20 protein-coding genes are annotated in these 19,402 nt (G+C 66.9%); 15 read left to right on the top strand and 5 right to left on the bottom strand.

The annotated features are described in order from the left end of the window. Positions 1–73: 73 nt before the first annotated feature. The 3 genes from ASE31_RS22850 to flgA all read right to left on the bottom strand — a co-directional run bounded on the left by ASE31_RS22850 (position 74) and on the right by flgA (position 1,674). Positions 74–460, bottom strand: coding sequence for a hypothetical protein (locus tag ASE31_RS22850; protein WP_082604314.1), 387 nt, complete (start codon positions 458–460; stop codon positions 74–76). A 51-nt stretch (positions 461–511) separates the two neighbouring features. Next, complete coding sequence (gene flgM, locus ASE31_RS22845) at positions 512–841, bottom strand: flagellar biosynthesis anti-sigma factor FlgM (protein ID WP_057204088.1); 330 nt, start codon at positions 839–841, stop codon at positions 512–514. Between the two features lie 92 nt (positions 842–933). Further along, positions 934–1,674: a flagellar basal body P-ring formation chaperone FlgA gene (gene flgA / locus ASE31_RS22840; RefSeq protein WP_057204087.1), complete on the bottom strand. Its 741-nt coding sequence runs from the start codon at positions 1,672–1,674 to the stop codon at positions 934–936. A gap of 215 nt (positions 1,675–1,889) precedes the next feature. Here flgA and flgB point away from each other — a divergent pair, with 215 nt between their 5' ends. From flgB to ASE31_RS22775, 13 genes are all read left to right on the top strand, one after another. After that, positions 1,890–2,381 (top strand): flagellar basal body rod protein FlgB, encoded by a 492-nt coding sequence (flgB, locus tag ASE31_RS22835; RefSeq protein WP_057204086.1) that lies wholly within the window; start codon positions 1,890–1,892, stop codon positions 2,379–2,381. Positions 2,382–2,411: 30 nt separating this feature from the next. Beyond that, positions 2,412–2,816, top strand: a complete 405-nt coding sequence (gene flgC / locus ASE31_RS22830) for a flagellar basal body rod protein FlgC (RefSeq protein WP_057204085.1) — start codon at positions 2,412–2,414, stop codon at positions 2,814–2,816. A gap of 18 nt (positions 2,817–2,834) precedes the next feature. Beyond that, positions 2,835–3,488 carry a flagellar hook assembly protein FlgD gene (locus tag ASE31_RS22825; RefSeq protein ID WP_057204084.1) on the top strand — a complete coding sequence of 218 codons (654 nt, stop codon included), beginning with the start codon at positions 2,835–2,837 and terminating at the stop codon, positions 3,486–3,488. Positions 3,489–3,539: 51 nt separating this feature from the next. Continuing rightward, complete coding sequence (gene flgE, locus ASE31_RS22820; protein WP_057204083.1) at positions 3,540–4,820, top strand: flagellar hook protein FlgE; 1,281 nt, start codon at positions 3,540–3,542, stop codon at positions 4,818–4,820. Between the two features lie 35 nt (positions 4,821–4,855). Beyond that, the gene (locus tag ASE31_RS22815; protein ID WP_057204082.1) at positions 4,856–5,596 is read left to right on the top strand and encodes a flagellar basal body rod protein FlgF; all 741 of its coding nucleotides are present in this window, start codon (positions 4,856–4,858) and stop codon (positions 5,594–5,596) included. 27 nt (positions 5,597–5,623) lie between these two features. Next, positions 5,624–6,406 (top strand): flagellar basal-body rod protein FlgG, encoded by a 783-nt coding sequence (gene flgG / locus ASE31_RS22810; RefSeq protein ID WP_057204081.1) that lies wholly within the window; start codon positions 5,624–5,626, stop codon positions 6,404–6,406. A gap of 38 nt (positions 6,407–6,444) precedes the next feature. Beyond that, positions 6,445–7,158: a flagellar basal body L-ring protein FlgH gene (locus tag ASE31_RS22805; protein ID WP_057204080.1), complete on the top strand. Its 714-nt coding sequence runs from the start codon at positions 6,445–6,447 to the stop codon at positions 7,156–7,158. A gap of 86 nt (positions 7,159–7,244) precedes the next feature. Further along, complete coding sequence (locus ASE31_RS22800) at positions 7,245–7,874, top strand: hypothetical protein (protein WP_057204079.1); 630 nt, start codon at positions 7,245–7,247, stop codon at positions 7,872–7,874. A gap of 128 nt (positions 7,875–8,002) precedes the next feature. After that, entirely contained in the window at positions 8,003–9,157 is a 1,155-nt protein-coding gene (locus ASE31_RS22795) for a flagellar basal body P-ring protein FlgI (protein ID WP_057204078.1), read from the top strand. 2 nt (positions 9,158–9,159) lie between these two features. Beyond that, positions 9,160–10,086 (top strand): flagellar assembly peptidoglycan hydrolase FlgJ, encoded by a 927-nt coding sequence (gene flgJ, locus ASE31_RS22790; protein ID WP_057204077.1) that lies wholly within the window; start codon positions 9,160–9,162, stop codon positions 10,084–10,086. A 16-nt stretch (positions 10,087–10,102) separates the two neighbouring features. Continuing rightward, positions 10,103–12,034, top strand: coding sequence for a flagellar hook-associated protein FlgK (gene flgK, locus ASE31_RS22785; RefSeq protein WP_057204076.1), 1,932 nt, complete (start codon positions 10,103–10,105; stop codon positions 12,032–12,034). A 28-nt stretch (positions 12,035–12,062) separates the two neighbouring features. Then, the gene (flgL, locus tag ASE31_RS22780) at positions 12,063–13,322 is read left to right on the top strand and encodes a flagellar hook-associated protein FlgL (RefSeq protein ID WP_057204075.1); all 1,260 of its coding nucleotides are present in this window, start codon (positions 12,063–12,065) and stop codon (positions 13,320–13,322) included. 75 nt (positions 13,323–13,397) lie between these two features. After that, positions 13,398–14,630, top strand: coding sequence for an HDOD domain-containing protein (locus ASE31_RS22775; RefSeq protein WP_057204074.1), 1,233 nt, complete (start codon positions 13,398–13,400; stop codon positions 14,628–14,630). A 16-nt stretch (positions 14,631–14,646) separates the two neighbouring features. Here ASE31_RS22775 and cls read toward each other — a convergent pair whose 3' ends face one another. Then, a complete protein-coding gene (cls, locus tag ASE31_RS22770; RefSeq protein WP_082604318.1) occupies positions 14,647–16,098 on the bottom strand; it encodes a cardiolipin synthase in 1,452 nt (483 codons plus the stop codon). Between the two features lie 110 nt (positions 16,099–16,208). Next, the gene (locus ASE31_RS22765) at positions 16,209–17,675 is read right to left on the bottom strand and encodes a PLP-dependent aminotransferase family protein (RefSeq protein WP_057204072.1); all 1,467 of its coding nucleotides are present in this window, start codon (positions 17,673–17,675) and stop codon (positions 16,209–16,211) included. A 148-nt stretch (positions 17,676–17,823) separates the two neighbouring features. Here ASE31_RS22765 and ASE31_RS22760 point away from each other — a divergent pair, with 148 nt between their 5' ends. Further along, on the top strand, positions 17,824–18,438 hold the full coding sequence (locus ASE31_RS22760) for a LysE family translocator (protein WP_057204071.1): 615 nt from the start codon (positions 17,824–17,826) through the stop codon (positions 18,436–18,438). A 2-nt stretch (positions 18,439–18,440) separates the two neighbouring features. After that, the gene (locus ASE31_RS22755; RefSeq protein ID WP_057204143.1) at positions 18,441–19,397 is read left to right on the top strand and encodes a DMT family transporter; all 957 of its coding nucleotides are present in this window, start codon (positions 18,441–18,443) and stop codon (positions 19,395–19,397) included. Positions 19,398–19,402: the final 5 nt, after the last annotated feature.

The raw sequence follows: 19,402 nt of genomic DNA, 5'->3' as shown, positions 1-19,402 counted from the left end.
CATTCAGGGCAGCGCCTATGTACTAGTACAAAAAAGAATCGTGGCCATACAGCGCGACTTTGCCGCGCGCCGATCAGCCGGCCGAGCGGTAGATCTTGGCGATGCCGGCGGCTTGTTGCTTGCCGCCCAGGCCATTGCCGTAGGTGGCATTGGCAGAGCTGTCCTGGGACGGGACCAGCACGGCGGTCTGGCGGTCGGTGATGGCAGCCAGGCGGGCCAGGCTTTCGCGGTGCACCACCAGGGTGGCGGCGATGGCGTCCATGCGGGCCTTGAGGGCGGGGGTGATGCTGCTCACCTGCTGGCGCGACAGGTCCAGCGCATACGAAAAACGGGCTGCAGTGTCGCGCAGCCCGGTGCTTGCTTGTTCGAGGGTGGGGGCATCGGCCTTGAGCAGGGCGGCAGACACCATCTCGATGTGCTGCTCGACGGCCTGCAAGGCGTCTTCCAGAGGCGTGGTCACGGCTTGTCCTGGTGAATGCGGACCGGTGACGCCTGGAAGAAAGGGGTCACGCTAGCCGCGCGAGCGGGAAAAAATCTCTTGGGCGTTGGCCAGCAGCTTGTCGGCAATCGCGCCGGCGCTGACCGTGAACGTGCCCTTTTCAATGGCTGCACGCACCGCCGCCACCTTCTTGGTGTCGAAATCGCCCGAGGCACGGCCCGTCTGGTCCAGGGCACGTGCTGCGGTGGAAACCGTTACAGGCACGCCAGGGGCCGGGGCAGCCGCAGTGCCCGTTGCCACTCCTTGGGGCGTAGCAGGGGCTGCAGCGGGGGCCTTGGCCTGCTTGGCCTGCCCCGTTTGCGCCAGTGCGCCCGGAAGTTCCGGTTGTTGACCTATCTTCATCGCCTTCTCCAGCGCTCCGATGACACGGAGCTCGTAGCAATGTTTTCGACCCTTTGGCGCTGGACTTTAGCTATTTATGCAGGCGGGATGAATCAAAGGGTAACGTCAACCGTCCCATTTTCACCCACAATACCAGAGATGGTACGGCCATTGTCCATGCGTACACGCACAGTCTGCCCTACGGCGCCCGCAGAGAGTGCCTGCCCTGCCGAGGTTACCGCATAACCCGGCCCTTGCGCCACCACCCGCACCTGGGCGCCGGCCTTGAAAATGCTCGGTGCACGCACCATCGGCTGGCGCAAGGCCTGCCCTGCCACCAGGGGGCGTGAGGCGATCTGGCCGACCCACTGGTCGGGATTGGCCACGATGGCGGCCGCATCGGCCGCCCAGTCCACCTCGGCCTCGGTGGCGTCATTGGCGCTCAACACGGCACCGGAGGACACATTGCCCGTCAGCACCCACGCCGGACCCCAGGCCTTGACCGTGACGGGCAGGAACACGTTCCAGGCGGTCTGCCCTTCCACGCAGCGCAGGCCCAGCCGGGTGCGGCCCCACAGGCGCGAACCTGCCGGCAGATAGGGTTCGACCCGGGCGCAGGGGGCCAGGCGCAACCGGCTGTCCAGCGCACCAATGCTCACCTCCATGCGCAGCGGCAGGCCGGCAGGCTGGTTGCGCGTGATCGCATCGTCCAGCCAGCGCTGGGTCAGGGCGGGCAGGTCTGCGGCGGGGTCGGCCACTGCCTGGGCCTGGGCCATGCCAGCGGCCAGCACGCAGGCCAGTGCGGCCAGCGCGGTGCGGCCGGCCGTGAACAGGGATGGGAATGCTGATGCCATGGGGCGCCTCCTGGTACGTCAGTGCGGCCCTGCGACACGGTGCAGGGGCCATTTCACGACCATCACTGTAGGCCCCCTGGCCGCCGCCGAACCCCCGAACTGCGGCCCCAAACGCGGGCTCTTCGCGCTTTAGAAAATCCGGGCGGTTTTCATAATCGAGCCACGCCAGAAAACCGTTTTTGCTGGCGCTTTCGCAACCTGGACGTGAGGCAGACATGCTTGACAAGATGACCAACCGGCTGGACTTCCACGGCAACGCACTGATCCTGCGTGCCGAGCGCCAGCGCGCCATCGCCAGCAATATTGCGAATGCCGATACCCCCGGCTACGTCGCACGCGACTTCAAATTCTCCGACGCGCTGAGCAACGCCACGGGCGAGCGCTCCTCGTTCACCGAATCGCCACACCGCCTGTCCACAACCACGCTGGGCAGCTCCGGCTACACCAGCGAGCGGCCCACGGTCACCATCGGCACCGATCCGCGGCACATCGCCGCCTCCTCTGCCGACCCGGGCACTTCGGCCGAGCTGGGGAGCAAGGGCAAGTTGGCCTATTCCGTGCAGACCCAGCCCAGCCTGGACAACAACTCGGTGGACCTGGACCGCGAACGCGCCGCCTTCGTGGACAACGCCGTGCGCTACGAAGCCACGCTGCGCTTCATCAACGGCAACGCCAAGACCATGCTCAGCGCCATCCAGGGCCAGTAAGCCCCATAGCGATAGAAGAGGCACCCCACCATGTCCATGTTCTCCATCTTCAACGTTTCGGGCAGCGCCATCAGTGCGCAGTCCCAGCGCCTGAACGTCGTGGCCAGCAACCTGGCCAACGTCGATGCAGTGGCCGGCCCCGACGGCAAGGCCTACCAGGCCCGCCAGGTGGTCTTTCGCACCACCAACATGGGACAGGAAGGCTCAGACGGCGTGCGCGTGAGCGCCATCACCGAAAGCAATGTGCCCGGCCGCAAGATCCACGACCCCAGCCATCCTTCTGCCGATGAGCAAGGCTACGTGACCCACTCCAACGTGAACGCCGTGGAGGAGATGGTGAACATGATTTCAGCGTCGCGCTCGTACCAGAACAACGTCGAGGTGATGAACACGGCCAAGTCACTTCTGCTCAAGACCCTGCAGATGGGCCAGTAACCCCGGGAGACCCTCGCCATGATCCTCAGCGCCACCAATGCCTCCCCCACCGCCGACACCGCCAATGCCAAGGCGACCGCGGCCAACGACCCTGCGGCCTCGCAGGACCGGTTCCTCAAGCTGCTGGTTGCGCAGCTGAACAACCAGGACCCGATGAACCCGCTGGACAACGCCCAGATGACCTCGCAGATCGCACAGATCAACACCGTCACCGGCATCCAGCAGCTCAACACCACCATGCAGAGCATGGCCGCGCAGTTCAACTCGCTGCAGGTCATGCAGGGCACGACCCTGGTCGGGCGCAACGTGCTGACCGAAGGCACGGGCATGACCGTGGCCGATGGCGTGGGCAAGGCCGGTTTCGAGATTCCGTACGCCGCCACCAAGGTGCAGGTGGAAGTCGTGACGCCCGGCGGCCAGGTGGTCGATACCCTGGACCTGGGCCCCAAGGACCAGGGGCGCCACAACTTCGAATGGGATGCGAGTGCCTACAAGGGCAGCACTGCGGGCCTGCAGTTCCGCGTCAAGGCGGTCAATGGCGCCACCACGCTCGAATCCACGGCCCTCACCCTGTCCAAAGTCACGGCGGCAGGCGCCACCGACGGCCAACTGGTGCTCACGCTGGCCAACGGCAAGAACATCAACTACAGCCAGATCAAGTCGCTGGTCTGACGCCCCAACCGCCCACTCTTCACTGAACACGCCCCCTCCAAGGAGAACACCATGAGTTTCCAGCAAGGCCTCTCCGGCCTGAACGCCGCCAGCAAAAACCTCGATGTGATCGGCCACAACATCGCCAACTCCAACACCGTGGGTTTCAAGGCATCGCGTGCTGAGTTTGCCGAAATGGTGGCCAATGCCATCGGCTCGGCCGGGGGCTCCAACGCCGGCATCGGGGTGGAAACCGCCAACGTGGCGCAGCAGTTCACCCAGGGCAACCTGACCATCACCGGCAACAGCCTGGATGTGGCGATCAACGGCAACGGCTTCTTCACGCTGCAGCTGCCCGACGGCTCCTCGGCCTATACCCGCGCCGGCAATTTCAAGCTGGACAAGGTGGGCAACATGGTCACCAACGACAACGCCAAGGTGATGGGTTACCCCATTGATCCGGCCACGGGCCTGCGCACGGGCACCGACCCGATTCCCATGGTGTTCCCCACGTCCGAACCCATCCCCGCCAAGCAGACCACGAAGATCACTGCGGCCTTCAATCTGGACGCGCGCGCCACCGACGCCGCTGGCGACCCGGCCGCCACACCACCCGTGCCAGCCACCCCGCGCGCCACCTACGGCACCTCGATCAACGTGTTCGACAGCCAGGGCGTGGCCAAGCCGGTCAACCTGTACTTCCAGAAGACCGCCACGGACAACACCTGGGACGTGTACGACACCCTTGACGATCCCACGGCTGTGCCGCCCGTGGTGGGCACGGCCATCGGCCAGATCACCTTCGACAACAACGGCGTGATCACCGGCCCGGCCGCCACGCCGCCGGCCACCGGCTTCTCGCTGGCGCTCAGCGTGAACCCCACACCGCCCAACCCGAACAACCTGCCCGCCTACAACGTGGACGTGAACCTGGACGACGTCACGCAGTTCGGCCGCAAGTTCGCCGTGTCCGACCTGTCCCAGGACGGCTACACCGCAGGCGACCTGACGGGCATCAACGTCGAGAACAACGGCATGATCATGACGCGCTACTCCAACGGCGTCACCCGCGCCGAGGGCCAGATCGCGCTGTCGAGCTTTCGCAACACCCAGGGCCTGGCCTCGGTGGGCGGCAACAACTGGGTCGCCACCTTCGAATCGGGCCAGCCGGTCACCGGCACGGCCACCGACGGCAACTTCGGCGCCCTGCGCTCGGGTGCGCTGGAGGACTCCAACGTGGACCTCACGGCCGAGCTCGTGAACATGATGACCGCGCAGCGCAGCTACCAGGCCAACGCGCAGACCATCAAGACACAGGACCAGATCATGTCCACCCTGGTGAACCTGCGCTGATCCAGCGCATGACCTCCTGACCGCAGAGAAACGCCATGGACCGCATCATCTACACCTCCATGACCGGGGCCAACGCCGCTGCCCACCGGCAGGCGGTTCTGGCCAACAACCTGGCCAACGTGTCCACCAACGGCTTTCGCGCGGAGATGTCCACCTTCCGCTCCGTACCGCTGCAAGGCGACGGCTCCACCACGCGCGTGTTCGCGCTGGAGGCCACCTCGGGCCACGTGGACACGCCCGGTCCCGTGCAACGCACGGGCCGCGCCCTGGATGCCATGCCCATCGGCAAGTCCTGGTTTGCCGTGCAGGGCCTGGATGGCGTGGAGGCCTACACCCGCAACGGCGGCCTGGAGGTCTCGCCCACAGGTGCCCTGCTCACCAACACCGGCCTGCCCGTGCTGTCCGACGGCGGCGGCCCCATTGATGTGCCGCCAGGCTCGGAGGTCTCGCTGGGTTCGGACGGCACGCTCACCGCCAAGACAGCAGGGCAGCCCCCCGCTGCCATCGGCCGCCTGAAACTGGCCACGCCCACCCCCGAAGACCCGCTCAAGCGCGGCGATGACGGGCTGTTTCGCACCACCTCTGGCGACCCGCTCCCCAACGACGCCAATGCGCGCCTGCTGGCAGGGGCCATCGAGGGCTCCAACGTGAACGCGGTGGAGACCATGGTCGGCATGATCGCCGCCTCGCGCCAGTTCGAGCAGCAGATCAAGATGCTGCAGACCGCCGAAACCAATGACAAGGCCGCCAGCCAGCTGCTGAGCATCAACGGCTGACCATCCCCATAAGCGCAAGGAAACGCCATGATCAACTCCCTGTGGATTGCCAAGACCGGCATGGAAGCCCAGCAGACCCAGCTGGACGTCATCTCCCACAACCTGGCCAATGTGTCCACCACCGGGTACAAGCGCGCCAATGCGGTGTTCGAGGACCTGATCTACCAGAACCTGCGCCAGGTGGGCGCCCAGACCACCGAGCAGAACCAGTTGCCCACCGGCCTGCACCTGGGCCTGGGGGTGCGCACCGTGGCCACCGCCCGCAACTTCATGCAGGGCAGCATGCAGCAGTCCAACAACAACCTGGACGTGGCCATCAAGGGCAACGGCTTCTTCGAGGTCACGCAGCCCGACGGAACCATCGGCTACACCCGCGACGGCTCGTTCCAGCTCGACTCGCAGGGCCGCCTGGTGAACTCCAGCGGACTGCCGATTGCCAATGGCATCACCGTGCCACCGAATGCCACCAGCGTGACCATCAGCGCCGAAGGCGCCGTGTCCGCCACGGTACCGGGCAACACCGCACCGCAACCCCTGGGCAACCTCGCCATGTCCACCTTCGTGAACCCAGGTGGCCTGGAGCCGCGCGGGCAGAACCTGTTCATCGAAACCGCCGCATCCGGCCAGCCCCAGCAGGGAACGCCGGGCACCAACGGCCTGGGCACCGTCATGCAGGGCTACCTCGAAACCTCCAACGTGAACGTGGTGCAGGAGCTGGTGACCATGATCCAGACCCAGCGCGCCTACGAAATGAATTCCAAGGCCATCCAGACCTCGGACCAGATGCTGGCCAAGCTGAGCCAGATGTAAGCAGACAGGCCACAAGCCCTTGCGCCAGGACCCTCGCCATGACATTCCTCTCCACCTTGCACCACAGCGCCCGCACCCGTCTCCTTGCATGGCCGGCCCTGGCCGCCGCCGTGCTGAGCGCAGGCTGCGCCAGCATGTCCCCGCCCCCCCCCGTGGACATCCTGCCCACCGCCCCGCCGCCCCTGGCCATGGCGCCGCGCACGCCACCGCCAGTCACCGGCGGCCTGTTCCACACCGCCAGCTACCGCCCCTCGTTCGAGGACCGGCGTGCACGCTTGGTGGGCGACAACGTCACCATCCAGATCGTGGAGAACGTGACGGCCAGCCAGAAATCCTCGTCCACCGTGGACCGCACCTCCAAGGTCAGCAGCGGCGTGACGGCACTGCCGTTCACCGGCCAGAAGTTCACCGACAAGCTGGGCGTGGGGGCCAACTCGGAAAATGCTTTTGAAGGCAAGGGCGGCACGGAGAGCGCCAACACCTTCCAGGGCTCGATCACGGCGATCGTCATCGACGTGCTGCCCAATGGCCATCTGGTCGTGGCCGGCGAAAAGCAGATCGGCGTGAACCAGAACGTGGATGTGCTGCGCTTCTCCGGCACGGTGGATCCGCGTGCCCTGCAACCCGGCTCCATCGTGGCCTCCACCCAGGTGGCCAATGTGCGCGTGGAATCGCGCGGGCGCGGCGCCCAGGGCGAGGCCCAGGTCACCGGCTGGCTGGGCCGCTTCTTCAACACCGTGACACCGTTCTGATACAAAATGTGACCAAACGCATGCGACCTGCCCCGACCAGGGCAGGCGGCGCAGCGCCCCTTTCGCATTCAGACCCGAGGTTCACGATGTCTTTTTTCCGCAGCTTCCTGGCCTGTGGCCTCACGGCGCTGGCCGCTGCATTCGCGCCAGTTGCCCAGGCGCAGCCGACCACCTATGCCTACTCCGTGGCGCTGACACTGGCCGCGCCCAAGGGTTCGGCTTCCGAAACCGCCTCCAAGAACAAGACCCTGCCCGCAGGCATCAAGTTCTCGCCCTGCGACGCCACGGCACTGGACCAGTTCGCATTCACCCTCAAATACGACGCCGGCAAGGCTGCGGTGGGCACCACCCCGGGCACGCTGCAGAACGTGTATGTGATCTTCCACCGGGACGGCAGCTTCGTCTTTCCCCTGGTGCGCTCGCCGCTGATCACCACCGGCGCCATCTTCAAGGTGTACGTGGCACCCGGCAACATCCAGACGACGGACGCCTACACCGCCGTGTCCGACAACCTGGGCGGGGCGCAGACCGAGGTGATCCTGGGTGGCAACCTCACGCTGCACGGGCTGGACTCCGGCGTCTGGCTGGTCACGGCCATCATCGCGCCGGCCGCCACGGTGAACTTCGACGATCCGCGCACCTGGAGCGCCTGGGACACCCTGCCATTCATGCTGCGCAAGCCCTGGAAGGGCTTCACGAACAGCTATTGCGAGTGATTCGCAGGGGCCTGCCAAAGCCAGGCAGCGCAGGCGGGCGGGTGCGGAAAATGTAACCAGGCCCCTCTTCCAAAAGGCGGGTGAATGCGCCTCTTTTTGGCCATTCCCCTGGGCGGCAGCAGCCCACAATGGAGGCCATGAAAGCCTTGCCCTCCCCCTTCCTGGCACACCCCCTGCGCGCGCTGTGGCTCTGTGCCATCGCCCTGACGCTGGTGTGCGCGGCCTGGCCGGCCCATGCGCTGCGCATCAAGGAAATCGCGGCGGTGCAGGGCGTGCGCAGCAACCAGCTGACCGGCTATGGCCTGGTCGTGGGCCTGGACGGCACGGGTGACCAGACCACGCAGATGCCCTACACCACGCAGGCCATGTCCAACTACCTGCAGCAGATGGGCATCAGCCTGCCGCCCGGCACAGCCTCGCAGCTGCAGCTCAAGAACGTGGCCGCCGTGATCGTCACGGCCCAGTTGCCGGCCTTTGCGCAGCCCGGCCAGCAGATCGACGTCAACGTCTCGTCCATGGGCAATTCCAAGTCGCTCAAGGGCGGCCTGCTGATGGTCACACCGCTGCGCGGCGCCGACGGTGAAATCTACGCCCTGGCCCAGGGCAACCTGGTGGTGGGCGGTGCCGGCGCATCGTCCGGTGGCAGCAAGGTGCAGATCAACCACCTGGCCGCCGGCCGCATCCCCCTGGGCGCCCAGGTGGAGCGCTCCGTGCCCACGCCCCTCAACGAGGGCGACACCATCAGCCTGGGCCTCAACGCCTCCGATTTCCAGACCGCACGCCGCGTGGCCCAGGTCATCAACAGCCGCTTGGGCAATGGCCTGGCTACGGCACTCGACGGCCGTACGGTGCAGGTGCGCGCGCCCAGCGACCCTGGCGCCCGCGTAGGCTTCATCGCCGACCTGGAAGAGTTGCCGTTCGAGCTGTCCGCCCCCGCCGCCAAGGTGGTGATCAATGCCCGCACCGGCTCCATCGTGCTCAACCAGGCGGTGACCCTAGGTTCGTGTGCCATCGCGCACGGCAACCTGTCCATCACCATCAGTTCGCGCCCCGTCATCAGCCAGCCCAACCCGCTGTCGCAGGGGCAGACCGTGGTCGCGCAGCAAAGCGACATCAAGATCAACCAGGAGCCCGGCAACATCATCCAGATGCCGCCCTCGCCCCAGTTGGCCGACGTGGTGCGCGCGCTCAACTCGCTGGGCGCCACGCCCGGCGACCTGCTGGCCATTCTGCAGGCCATTAAGGCCGCCGGCGCACTGAACGCCGAGCTTGAAGTGATCTGACCATGTCCCTCACGCTGCCTTCGTCCTCCACCACCAGCACGTCCAATGCGCTGGCGGCAGACGTTCGCTCGTTGAACGCGCTCAAGTACGAGGCCGGCAACAACAACCCCCAGGCCACCAAGGAAGCGGCCAAACAGTTCGAATCGCTGTTCATGCGCGAACTGATCAAGAGCATGCGCGAGGCCACGATGAAATCCGGGCTCATGGATGGCGCCCAGGGCGACCTGGGCACCGACCTGCTCGACCAGCAGTTGTCGGTGCAGATGGCCGGCCAGTCGGGCGGCCTGTCCGAAGCCATTGCGCGCCAGCTCTCGCGCCAGATGGGTGGGCCAGACCCGTCCTTTTCCACACCCTCCACGGTGAGCCTGTCGCAGGTGCAGCGTCCGGCAGCCGCCAAGGTGAGCGCCAGCCCTGCCAGCACCGAGGCGGTAGGCCAGGCGCCCAAGGGCCGCGACGGCTTCGTGCAGCACCTGAGCGGCACGGCCGAGAAGGTGGCGCAGGAGAGTGGCATCCCCGCGAGCTTCATGCTCGGCCAGGCCGGCCACGAGACCGGCTGGGGCAAGAGCGAGATCAAGAACGCCGACGGCAGCAACTCCTTCAACCTGTTCGGCATCAAGGCCGGCAAGGGCTGGACGGGCAAGGTCGCCGAGATCACGACCACCGAATACATCAACGGTACGCCGCGCAAGGTGGTGGCCAAATTCCGGGCCTACGACTCGTACGAGGATTCGTTTCGCGACTACGCGCGCCTCATCAAGGAAAGCCCTCGCTATGAAAAGGCGCAGTCCGTGGCGCAGTCCGGCTCGGCCATGGCCTATGCCTCCGCATTGCAGAAGGCGGGCTATGCCACCGACCCCGAGTACGCCAAAAAGCTCAGCGGCGCCATCAACAGCGTGCAGCGTGCGCAGCAGCAGCGTGCGCAGGCTTGAGAACACGAGGTAAGCCATGAGTCTGCTCAACGTCGGCGCCCGCGCCCTGCTTGCCAACCAGGTGGCCCTGCAGACTGCAGGCAACAACATTGCCAATGTGAACACGCCCGGCTACTCGCGCCAGAGCGTGGTGCTGCAGACCGTGCAGGGCCAGTTCACGGGTGGCGGCTACATCGGCCAGGGTGTGGACGTGCAGACCATCCTGCGCAACCAGAGCGAGCTGCTCACGCGCCAGTCGGCAAGCGCCGGATCCGTGCAGGCCGGCGACATCGTGCGCGCCGAGCGCCTGCGCCAGCTGCAGGACGTGTTCAGCGGCGGGGCCACGGGCCTTGGCGCCGCCATCAACGACATGATGAACGCCTTCTCGGACGTGGTGAGCTCACCCACCGACATCACGGCCCGCACGCTGGCGCTCACGCGCATGGACGAGACGGCGTCCCGCATGCGCTCGGCTGGCGAGCGTGTCGACGAGATCCAGTACACGGTGAACGAGCAGCTGCAAAGCAGCATCACCGCCATCAACAGCCTGGCCGGCCAGATCGCCGCCGTGAACGAGCAGATCGCACGCGCCAAGGGCAACGGCCAGACCCCCAACGACCTGCTCGACAACCGCGACCAGTTGATCCGCGAGATGAACCAGTACGTGCAGACCACGCAGATTCCTGCGGACGACGGCACGATCGGCCTGTTCGTGGGCGGCAGCCAGCCGCTGGTGCTGGGCACCACGCCGTCGCAGGTGTCCGTGGACGATGCCACGCAGTTCCCTGGCAGCGGCCAGCTCAAGCTGTTCTTCAATCGCCCGGGATCGCCGGCCATCGAAGTGGACGAGAACACCATGGGCGGCGGGTCGGTCTCGGGGCTGCTGCGCTTCAACAACACCGACCTCGCCGAAAGCCGCAACCTGCTCGGGCGCATGGCCATGGCCATCGGCATGACCATGAACGAGCAGCACAAGCTCGGCCTCACGCTGGACGGCCAGATGGGCAAGGACCTGTTCTCTGTGCCGGCCAGCATGCCCGGCCTGACCAATGGCGTGGGCGTCGGTACGGTGGGCTTCACGGATCCGACCAAGTTCGCCGCCTCCGACTACGAGATTCGCTTCACCACCGGCACGGCCGGCCAGGTGGTGCGCCTGTCCGACGGCAAGGCCACGGCCTTCACCGACGCCGCCAACCTGGCGACGCTCACCATCGACGGCCTGCAGTTCAACCTCACCACGCCAGGCGCGCCGGGCGAGCGCATGCTGTTCCAGCCCTTCAGCACGGCGGGCTCCAACATCAAGGCGCTGGTGTATTCGCCACGCGACCTGGCGGCGGCCAACCCCATCAATGCGGCCATGGGCACCACCAATGGGGGCACGCTGCAGCTGGCAGGCCTGAAGGCCACGGCCAATGGCCTGGTGGCGCCGCCCATTCCCGGCGGCGTGACGCTGACCTTTGCCGCCGGCCCGCCCACCACCTACACCGTGACGGGATCGACCACGCCACCTTCGGGCACGGCCGGCCTGCCCTACACCTCGGGCACGCCCATCACCATCGACGGCTGGGAGATCAAGCTGCAGGGCACGCCCAAGTCCGGCGACACCGTGAAGGTGGGCAACTCCCTGGACCCCCAGTACGGCGACAACTACACGCGCAACGCCGGCAACGCCACATCGCTCATGAACCTGCGCGACGTGAAGATGTTCGACGAATCCACGCTCAGCGACGGCTATGCCGGCCTGATGGCCCAGGTGGGCACGCGCACCCAGAGCGCCACGTTCGCTGCCGAGCTGTCCACCACCATCGCCGGCAACCTGGAACGCGACCGAACGGCGGTCTCGGGCGTGAACCTCGATGAAGAAGCGGCCAAGCTGATCCAGTACCAGCAGGCCTACCAGGCATCCGCCAAAATGCTGCAGATTGCACAGAGCGTCTTCGACACCCTGATGCAGGGTCTGACGCGTTGATGTTTGAGAACAGGTCCAGGAGTTCGACATGAGCAATACCCTTTACCGCCTTGGCACCGCCAACATGTACGACAACGCGCTGCGCAACCTGGGCGCGCGCCAGACCAACCTGTCCAACCTGCAGGAGAATTTGACCTCAGGCAAGCGCGTCGTGCGCGCCAGCGACGATCCGGTTTCGGCCGCGCAGGCCGAACGCGCGCTCACCCGCATCACCCGCATCCAGACCGAGCAGCGCGCGCTGGAAACCCAGCGCAACGCCATCGCGCAGGCCGAGTCCTCGCTGGGCGATGCCATCGGGCTGGTGCAGAGTGCCCGCGAACTGATGGTCAGTGCCGGCAGCCCGGCCCTCACCAGCAGCGACCGCGCCACCATCGCCAACCAGTTGCAGGGCATCCGCGAGCAGTTGCAGGAAGTGGCCAACCGCAAGGACACCAACGGCATTCCCCTGCTGGGCGCACTGGGCAGCGCACTGGCGCCTTTCCTGGGCCCACAGTCCACCTCGCCGGACTATCTGTTCAACGGGCAGCCCGGACAGTCGGGCAGCACCGGTGTGTCGATCCCGAACACGCTGGACGGTGAATTCGCCTTCATGTTTGAGCCCCAGCGCGACGGGGCCTACAACGTGCAGGTGAACCCGGCGACCGTCAACAACAACCAGCAGTTGACCACTACCGGCGTCAAGCCGACCAACCTGAGCCTGGTGACCGGAGACAACTACTCCATCGCCTTCAGCGCGGTGGGCCCGGGCGCCACGGTCGGCACCAGCACGGCTACCTACACCATCACCAACACCACCACCGGCGTGGTGTCGGCCCCCGTCGTGGTGCCCGACTATCCGACCGACAAGCCCGTGACCATCTCGGTGACGGGTGTGCCGGGTCTGACCTTCGACATCACCGGTGCGCCAGCCAATGGCGACGCCATCACGCTGCAGCCCACTGCCAGCGTGTTCAGTACACTGGACAGTGCGATCCGCGACATCCGGGCAGCGCCCAACAGCAACGCCGCGACCCAGGCTGTCGGACAGGCCTTGACCAACATCGACATCGGCCTGGACCGCATCAGCAACATGCGCAGTTACTCGGGCGAGTTGCTCAACCGCGCCGACCGCATCACGGGCGACCAGGAAAAGCGCTCGGTCCAGCTCGAAGGCGACCGCTCCCGGGCAGAGGATCTGGATATGATCAAGGGCATTTCGGACTTCCAGAACCAGCAGGTGGGCTACGAGGCAGCACTCAAGTCCTATGCCACGGTCCAGAAGCTGTCCCTGTTCAATTTCATCAGTTAAAGCGGGCCTGCCCACGCCGCAATGTCCTTGCCGGACCGGGGGGACAGGCCCCTACGAGACAACGCCTGAGAGCCCATGGTCCAATCCGTCCTCGGCAGCCTGATCCTGGGGTACCGCCCCCTGTGGAATCGCGCCCGCAAGCTTGCAGCCATAGAGCTGTACGTCCAGAACGAATCTCCCGCCAGCATGGTGGACACCGGCCACCTGCTGCGCACGCTGCAGGAGCTGTGGTCGGCCAGCTCGCCCCCCCTGCTGCTGTCGCCCCAGACCCACCAGGTGCTGGCCGACATGCTTGAACATGCGCCCCGGGGCGCCCCGTGGATCGAGGTGCGGGGTGACTGGCTGCAGGATTCGGGCATCTATGCCCTCGTGAAAGCCGCGCACCAGCGCGGCTTGAAGCTGGTGTGGCGCGGCGACATCGGCAAGCTGCCCGAGCCTGCCGTGGCCCAGTGTTTCGACAACAGCCTGCTGAGCCTGACGCCGGCCGACGCGGTAGCCGCCCTGCAGGCCAACCCGCGGCCCGGCAGCCCGGCGGGCAAGGCGCCTGCCCGTGCCGTGAGCCCCATCCTGGCCGGCCAGATGTACGAGAACATCCCCAGCCGTGCCCTCATGGAGCACTGCCTGGACAAGCACAACGCCCTGGCCCTGGCCGGCTGGCCCACGGAAGACGTGCTCTACACCCTGCGGCACACGCCGCAGCAGCCCTCGCACGCGGTGATCGCCAAGCTGCAGAAAGCCATCGACGCCGAGCAGTCGCTGGAGACCTTCGAGGACATCATGGGCGAGGACCCGCTGCTGGCCTACCGCTTCATGGTCTACACCAACTCGGCGGCCCTCGGCCTGCGCACCGGCATCGACTCGCTGCGCCGGGGGCTGGTGATGATGGGCTATGGCTCCATCAAGCGCTGGCTGTCCGACCAGTTGCCCCACGCCAACACCGACCCCAACATGCTGCCCGTGCGCGAATCCATGGTGCTGCGCGCCAAGCTCATGACGCAGCTGCTCAACGCCGGTGTGGAGAACGACCTGCGCCGCGAGATCTACCTGTGCGGCCTGCTGTCGCAGATCGACGAGCTGATGCAGGAGCCCCTGGGCACCATCCTGCACCGCATCCCGCTGTCCGAGCGCATTTACGATGCCACCGTGCTGCGCACGGGCCCCTATGCCGCCAGCCTGCAGATGGCCTGCGCACTGGAGACGGGCGATGCGAGCGCCATCCGCCACCTGTGCGAGACGCAGGAGATGGACCTCGAAGAAGTCAACCGCGGCCTGCTGCGCGTGCTCTCCGACATCGAAGTACAACGCTAGGAGCCCCCTCGAGCCGCTACAGCAGCGGCGAGAACAGACGGGCTGCGGCATCGCCCAGGCGCGGCACGAAGGCCTGGCGGCGGCGCGCCTGCACGGCACTGGAGCTGCGCAGGTCCATCTCGAATTGCCGGGCCAGGGGCAGCGCCAGTGCCTGCCCGTACACCACGGCGCAGACCTCGAAATTGAGCCGGAAGCTGCGGTTGTCGAAATTGGCGGTGCCGATGAAGGCGCATTGGTCGTCCACCAGCATGGTCTTGGAGTGCAGCATGCCGGCCGTGTACTCCCAGACCTTGACGCCCGCAGCAATCAGCTCGTCGAAGTAGGAGCGCGCCGCCGCACTCACCACGAAGGAATCGCTGCGCCGGGGCACGAGAATGCGCACGTCCACCCCGCGCAGCGCCGCGCTGGTCAGTGCCATGAGCGCGGGCTCGCCGGGCACGAAATACGGCGTGGTGAGCCAGACCCGGTCTGCCGCCATGTGGATGGCCGCCACGTACATGCGGTGGATGGCCTCGTTGGCATTGTCCGGGCCCGAGGTGAGGATCTGCACCGGATGGTCGCCCGGCTCGGTGGCGGGCAGCAGTTGCCGGCTCTCGCGCGCCACGGCACCGGGGCCCTCGCCCGTGGTGTAGACCCAGTCTTCCATGAAGGTCATCTGCAGCAGGCGCACGGCCCCGCCCTCGATGCGCAGGTGCACGTCGTGGTAGGCATCGCGTCGGGCGCGCTGGTCCTCCTCGTCGGTGATGTTGATGCCGCCCGTGAAGCCCACGACGCCGTCGCAGACCACGATCTTGCGGTGGGTGCGGAAGTTGATCACCGGCCGCAATCGGCGCCCGATGCGTGATGCATGGAAGAAGGCCACCTGCACGCCCGCCTCCTGCAGCGGTGCCAGGAAGCGCCGATCCAGCCGCTTGGAGCCCAGCGCATCGACCAGCAGCCGCACGATCACGCCCTCTCGCGCCTTGTCCACCAGCAGGTCGCGCAGGGCCGTGCCAATGCCGTCGGGCTCGAAGATGTAGTACTCCAGGTGCACATGGTGGCGCGCGGCACGGATGGCGTCGAAGATAGCGCCAAAGGTCTCGGCCCCGTCGACCAGCAGGTCCACCTGGGTGGCGGTGGAGACGCGCAGGTCACAGCTGGCCTCGCCCAGCAGCACCAGTTGCCGCAGGGCCTGGGGTGCGGCGGCCGCCGTGCCGCGCAGGCTGGCAAAGTCGGCATGGGCATACAGCGCCGACTGGCTGCGCATGCGCTTCAGACGCTGCTTGCGCAGCCGCTGCGGGCCGAAGAAGTAATAGACCACGTAGCCCACGAAGGGCAGCAGCGCCATCGACAGGATCCAGCTCAGCGTGGAGACCGGGGCGCGCTTTTGCAGAATGATCCACACCGCCAGCACGGCGATGTACAGGCTCCAGGCCACGGAGATGGTGGTCAGCAGCCCCTCATGCCCACCGGGAAAGAACTGCACCATGGACTGCAGGCCATCGGTCATTGCGGCCCAGCGTCCTTGTAGGTCCATGGTTCCCTTGCGATCAGATCAAAAGGCCATTGTAGGCAGCGAAGGTGACGGCGCCCGCGCGGTCAGCGGCTTTGCCGGACGATGCGCTCGAAGGTGCGCCAGAACGTGGCGTCCTGCGTGGTCGCGAAGTTGATGCGCATGAGCGTGCTGGGCTTGCGCTCGGCGTGGAACAACGCGCCCGGGGCCAGCAGATAGCCCTCGTCCAGCATGCGCTGCGACAGCGCATCGGTGTCCACCCCGGTATCCACCCAGCCGAACAGGCCCGCCGGGTCGGCCGCGAAGGTGCAGCCTGCGCTGAGCGCCAGCTTGACACTGCGCGAGCGCGCGGCATCAAGCCGGGTGCGGATGCGCTCTGCATGGCGGCGCAGTTGCCCCTGCTCGATGCACAGCGCCAGGGCCTTCTCCAGCAGCGCGGGCGTGGTCAGGGTGGCCAGCAGCTTGGTATCGAGCAGTTGCTCGACCAGGGCCGGCGGCGCGGCCAGGAAGCCGATGCGCCAGTTGGGCGCGAGAATCTTGGCAAAGCCGCTCACGTAGATGGTGCGCTGCAGGCCGTCGAGCGCCGTCAGGCGCGTGGCATGTTCGGGCGCGATATGGCTGTAGGTGTCGTCCTCGACGATGTGGAAATTGTGCTGGTTGGCCAGCTGCAGGATGCGGTGCGCGCTGCCCGGCGAGAGGCAGTAGCCCGTGGGGTTGTGGAACACGCTCACGCTCACGTAGAGCTTGGGCTTGTGCACCTCGCAGTAGCGGGCCATCACCTCCAGGTCGGGCCCGTCGGCGCGGCGCGGCACCGGCAGGATGTGCATGCCCAGGGCCGCCAGGCGCGCGAACTCCACGGCCCAGCCGGGCTCCTCCACCATCACTGGATCGCCCGGGCGCAGCAGCGTGCGGCTCACGATGTCGAGCGCATGCGTGGCACCCACGGTGGTGATGATGTTCTCGGGCGCGGTGTGCACGCTCAGCTGGGCCAGCTTCTTGACGAGTTGGCGACGCAGCCCGCTGTCGCCCAGCGGCTCGCCGTACTGCAGCGAGTATTCCTGCAGCGCCCGGGTGCTGGTGACCTTGCGCACCGCCGCGGGCATGAAGGTGGATTCGAGCCACTGCGGCGGCAGCACCCCCATGCCGGGCTGGGGCTTGTCGCTGATCTTGTGGAACATGCCCCGGATCAGCGCCGTGGCGTTCACCGGCGGCGAACCACGCCCCGCGCCCCGCGCCGCAAACCAGTGGGCCGTGGTCCAGTTGCCACCCGCAGCCTCCATGGCCACCGCATCCACGGTGGCCGGCGCATCGGCCCCCACGGGGGCCAGCTCGCGCACGAAGAAGCCCCGGTTCTTGCGCGCCTCCACCAGACCCTGGGCCAGCAACTGGTCGTAGGCGGCCACCACGGTGGAGGGGCTCACGCTGTGCTGCAGCGCGCACTGGCGCACCGAGGGCAGGCGCGCGCCCGGCGCCAGCAGCCGGTTGCGGATGCGCTCGCCAAAGCGCGCCGAAAGCTGCTCGGTGAGCGACTGGGTGGTGGTCTTCATCAGCATGCGGGAATCCTCACAGGGCCTGTGTACTGCCATGACAACCAATACAGATCACCAACTGCGCTGCTGTACTGTACTGGTTGTGTATTGGTGCAGAAGATTACAGTGAAGGCCAGACGCTGACAAGCCCACGATTCCAAAGCCCCCACCCATGACCGCCGCCGAACTCACTGCCCTGCTGGTCTTCTGCACCGCGATGAGTTTTTCGCCGGGGCCCAACACCACCCTGTCCACCGCGCTGGCGGCCAATCTGGGTCTGCGCCGGGCACTCAACTTCTGCCTGGCCGTGCCCACGGGCTGGACCTTGCTGATGCTGGTGAGCGGCCTGGGCCTGGGCGCCCTGATCACCGGCGTGCCGGCCCTGCGCATGGCCGTGACGCTGCTCGGCGTGGCCTACATGCTCTGGCTGGCCTGGAAGCTCAGCCGCGCCGGCCAGCTCTCGGACGTGGACAGCTCCCGCCTCTCCGTCACCTTCTGGCAGGGCGTGGGCCTGCAGTTCGTGAACATCAAGGCCTGGATGCTGGCGCTCACGCTCAGCGCGGGCTGGGTGGTGAATGCCGCCGGCCAGCCCTCGGCCAACCCCGGTGAGCGCCTGGCCATCATCTGCGGGGTGATGATGGTGTTCGCCTTCACGAGCAATTTCGTCTATGCCCTGGTCGGCTCGCTGCTGCGCCAGTGGCTGGCGCAGGGTTCGCGCCTGCTCTGGTTCAACCGCGCGCTGGCCGGGGTGCTGGTGGCCACGGCTGCCTGGATGGTGACGCTATGACCATGAACCACGCTCAGGAACGCGAAGCCCTGGTCTGGGGCCTGGTGGGCGTCACCTTGTTCGCCGCCACGCTGCCGATGACGCGCCTGGCCGTCGGCCCGGTCGATGCACCGCAGCTGTCGCCCTGGTTCGTCACCTTCGGCCGTGCGGCCGTGGCGGGGCTGCTGTCGTTGGCCTACCTGGGCTGGCAGCACGCCCAGGGGCGCCTGCGGGTTCCCGTGCGGTCGCAGTGGCCCGTGCTGGGCGTCACTGCGTTCGGTGTCATCGTCGGCTTTCCGCTGTTCCTCGCGCTGGCGCTGCGGCATGTGCCCAGCACGCACGGGGCCGTGGTCACCGCGCTGCTGCCGCTGTCCACGGCCGTGCTCGGTGCCCTGTGGTTCCGGCAACGCCCGTCGGCCGGCTTCTGGGCCTGCGCCGTGCTGGGCAGCGGCCTGGTGCTGGCTTTCATGGCCTGGCGCGCCGGCGGCTTCTACCTGGGCGCAGCCAACATCTACCTGATCATCGCCATGACCACCGGCGCCCTGGGCTACATCGGTGGCGCGCGCTTGACCCCCAGTCTGGGCGCCGAGCAGGTGATCTGCTGGGTGCTGGCCTGCGCCCTGCCGCTGACCTTGCCCGTGACCTGGTGGTTCGCACCCGCCGTGCCATCGTCCATCGGCACCATGAGCTGGGTCGGGTTTGCCTATGTGGCCCTGTTCTCGATGTGGATCGGCTTTTTCGCCTGGTACCGCGCGCTGGCGCTGGGTGCCGTGCGGGTGAGCCAGATCCAGCTGATCCAGCCGTTTCTGAGCCTGCTGTTCGCGGTGCCGCTGCTGGGCGAGCACCTGGACCTCACCACGGTCGGGTTTGCCCTGGCCGTGATCGCCACGGTGTTCCTGGGCAAGCGCATGCCCGTGCACCAGGCGGCACCGCACGCCCCCGCGACACCGCCCGGCCCCCTTGCGCCCGTGAAGGACTGAGCCCA

The organism is Acidovorax sp. Root217 (genome assembly GCF_001428645.1).
Taxonomy (GTDB): domain Bacteria; phylum Pseudomonadota; class Gammaproteobacteria; order Burkholderiales; family Burkholderiaceae_C; genus Acidovorax.
The sequence above is the reverse complement of the archived record's forward strand: the minus strand, read 5'-3'. Positions and strand labels throughout refer to the sequence as shown.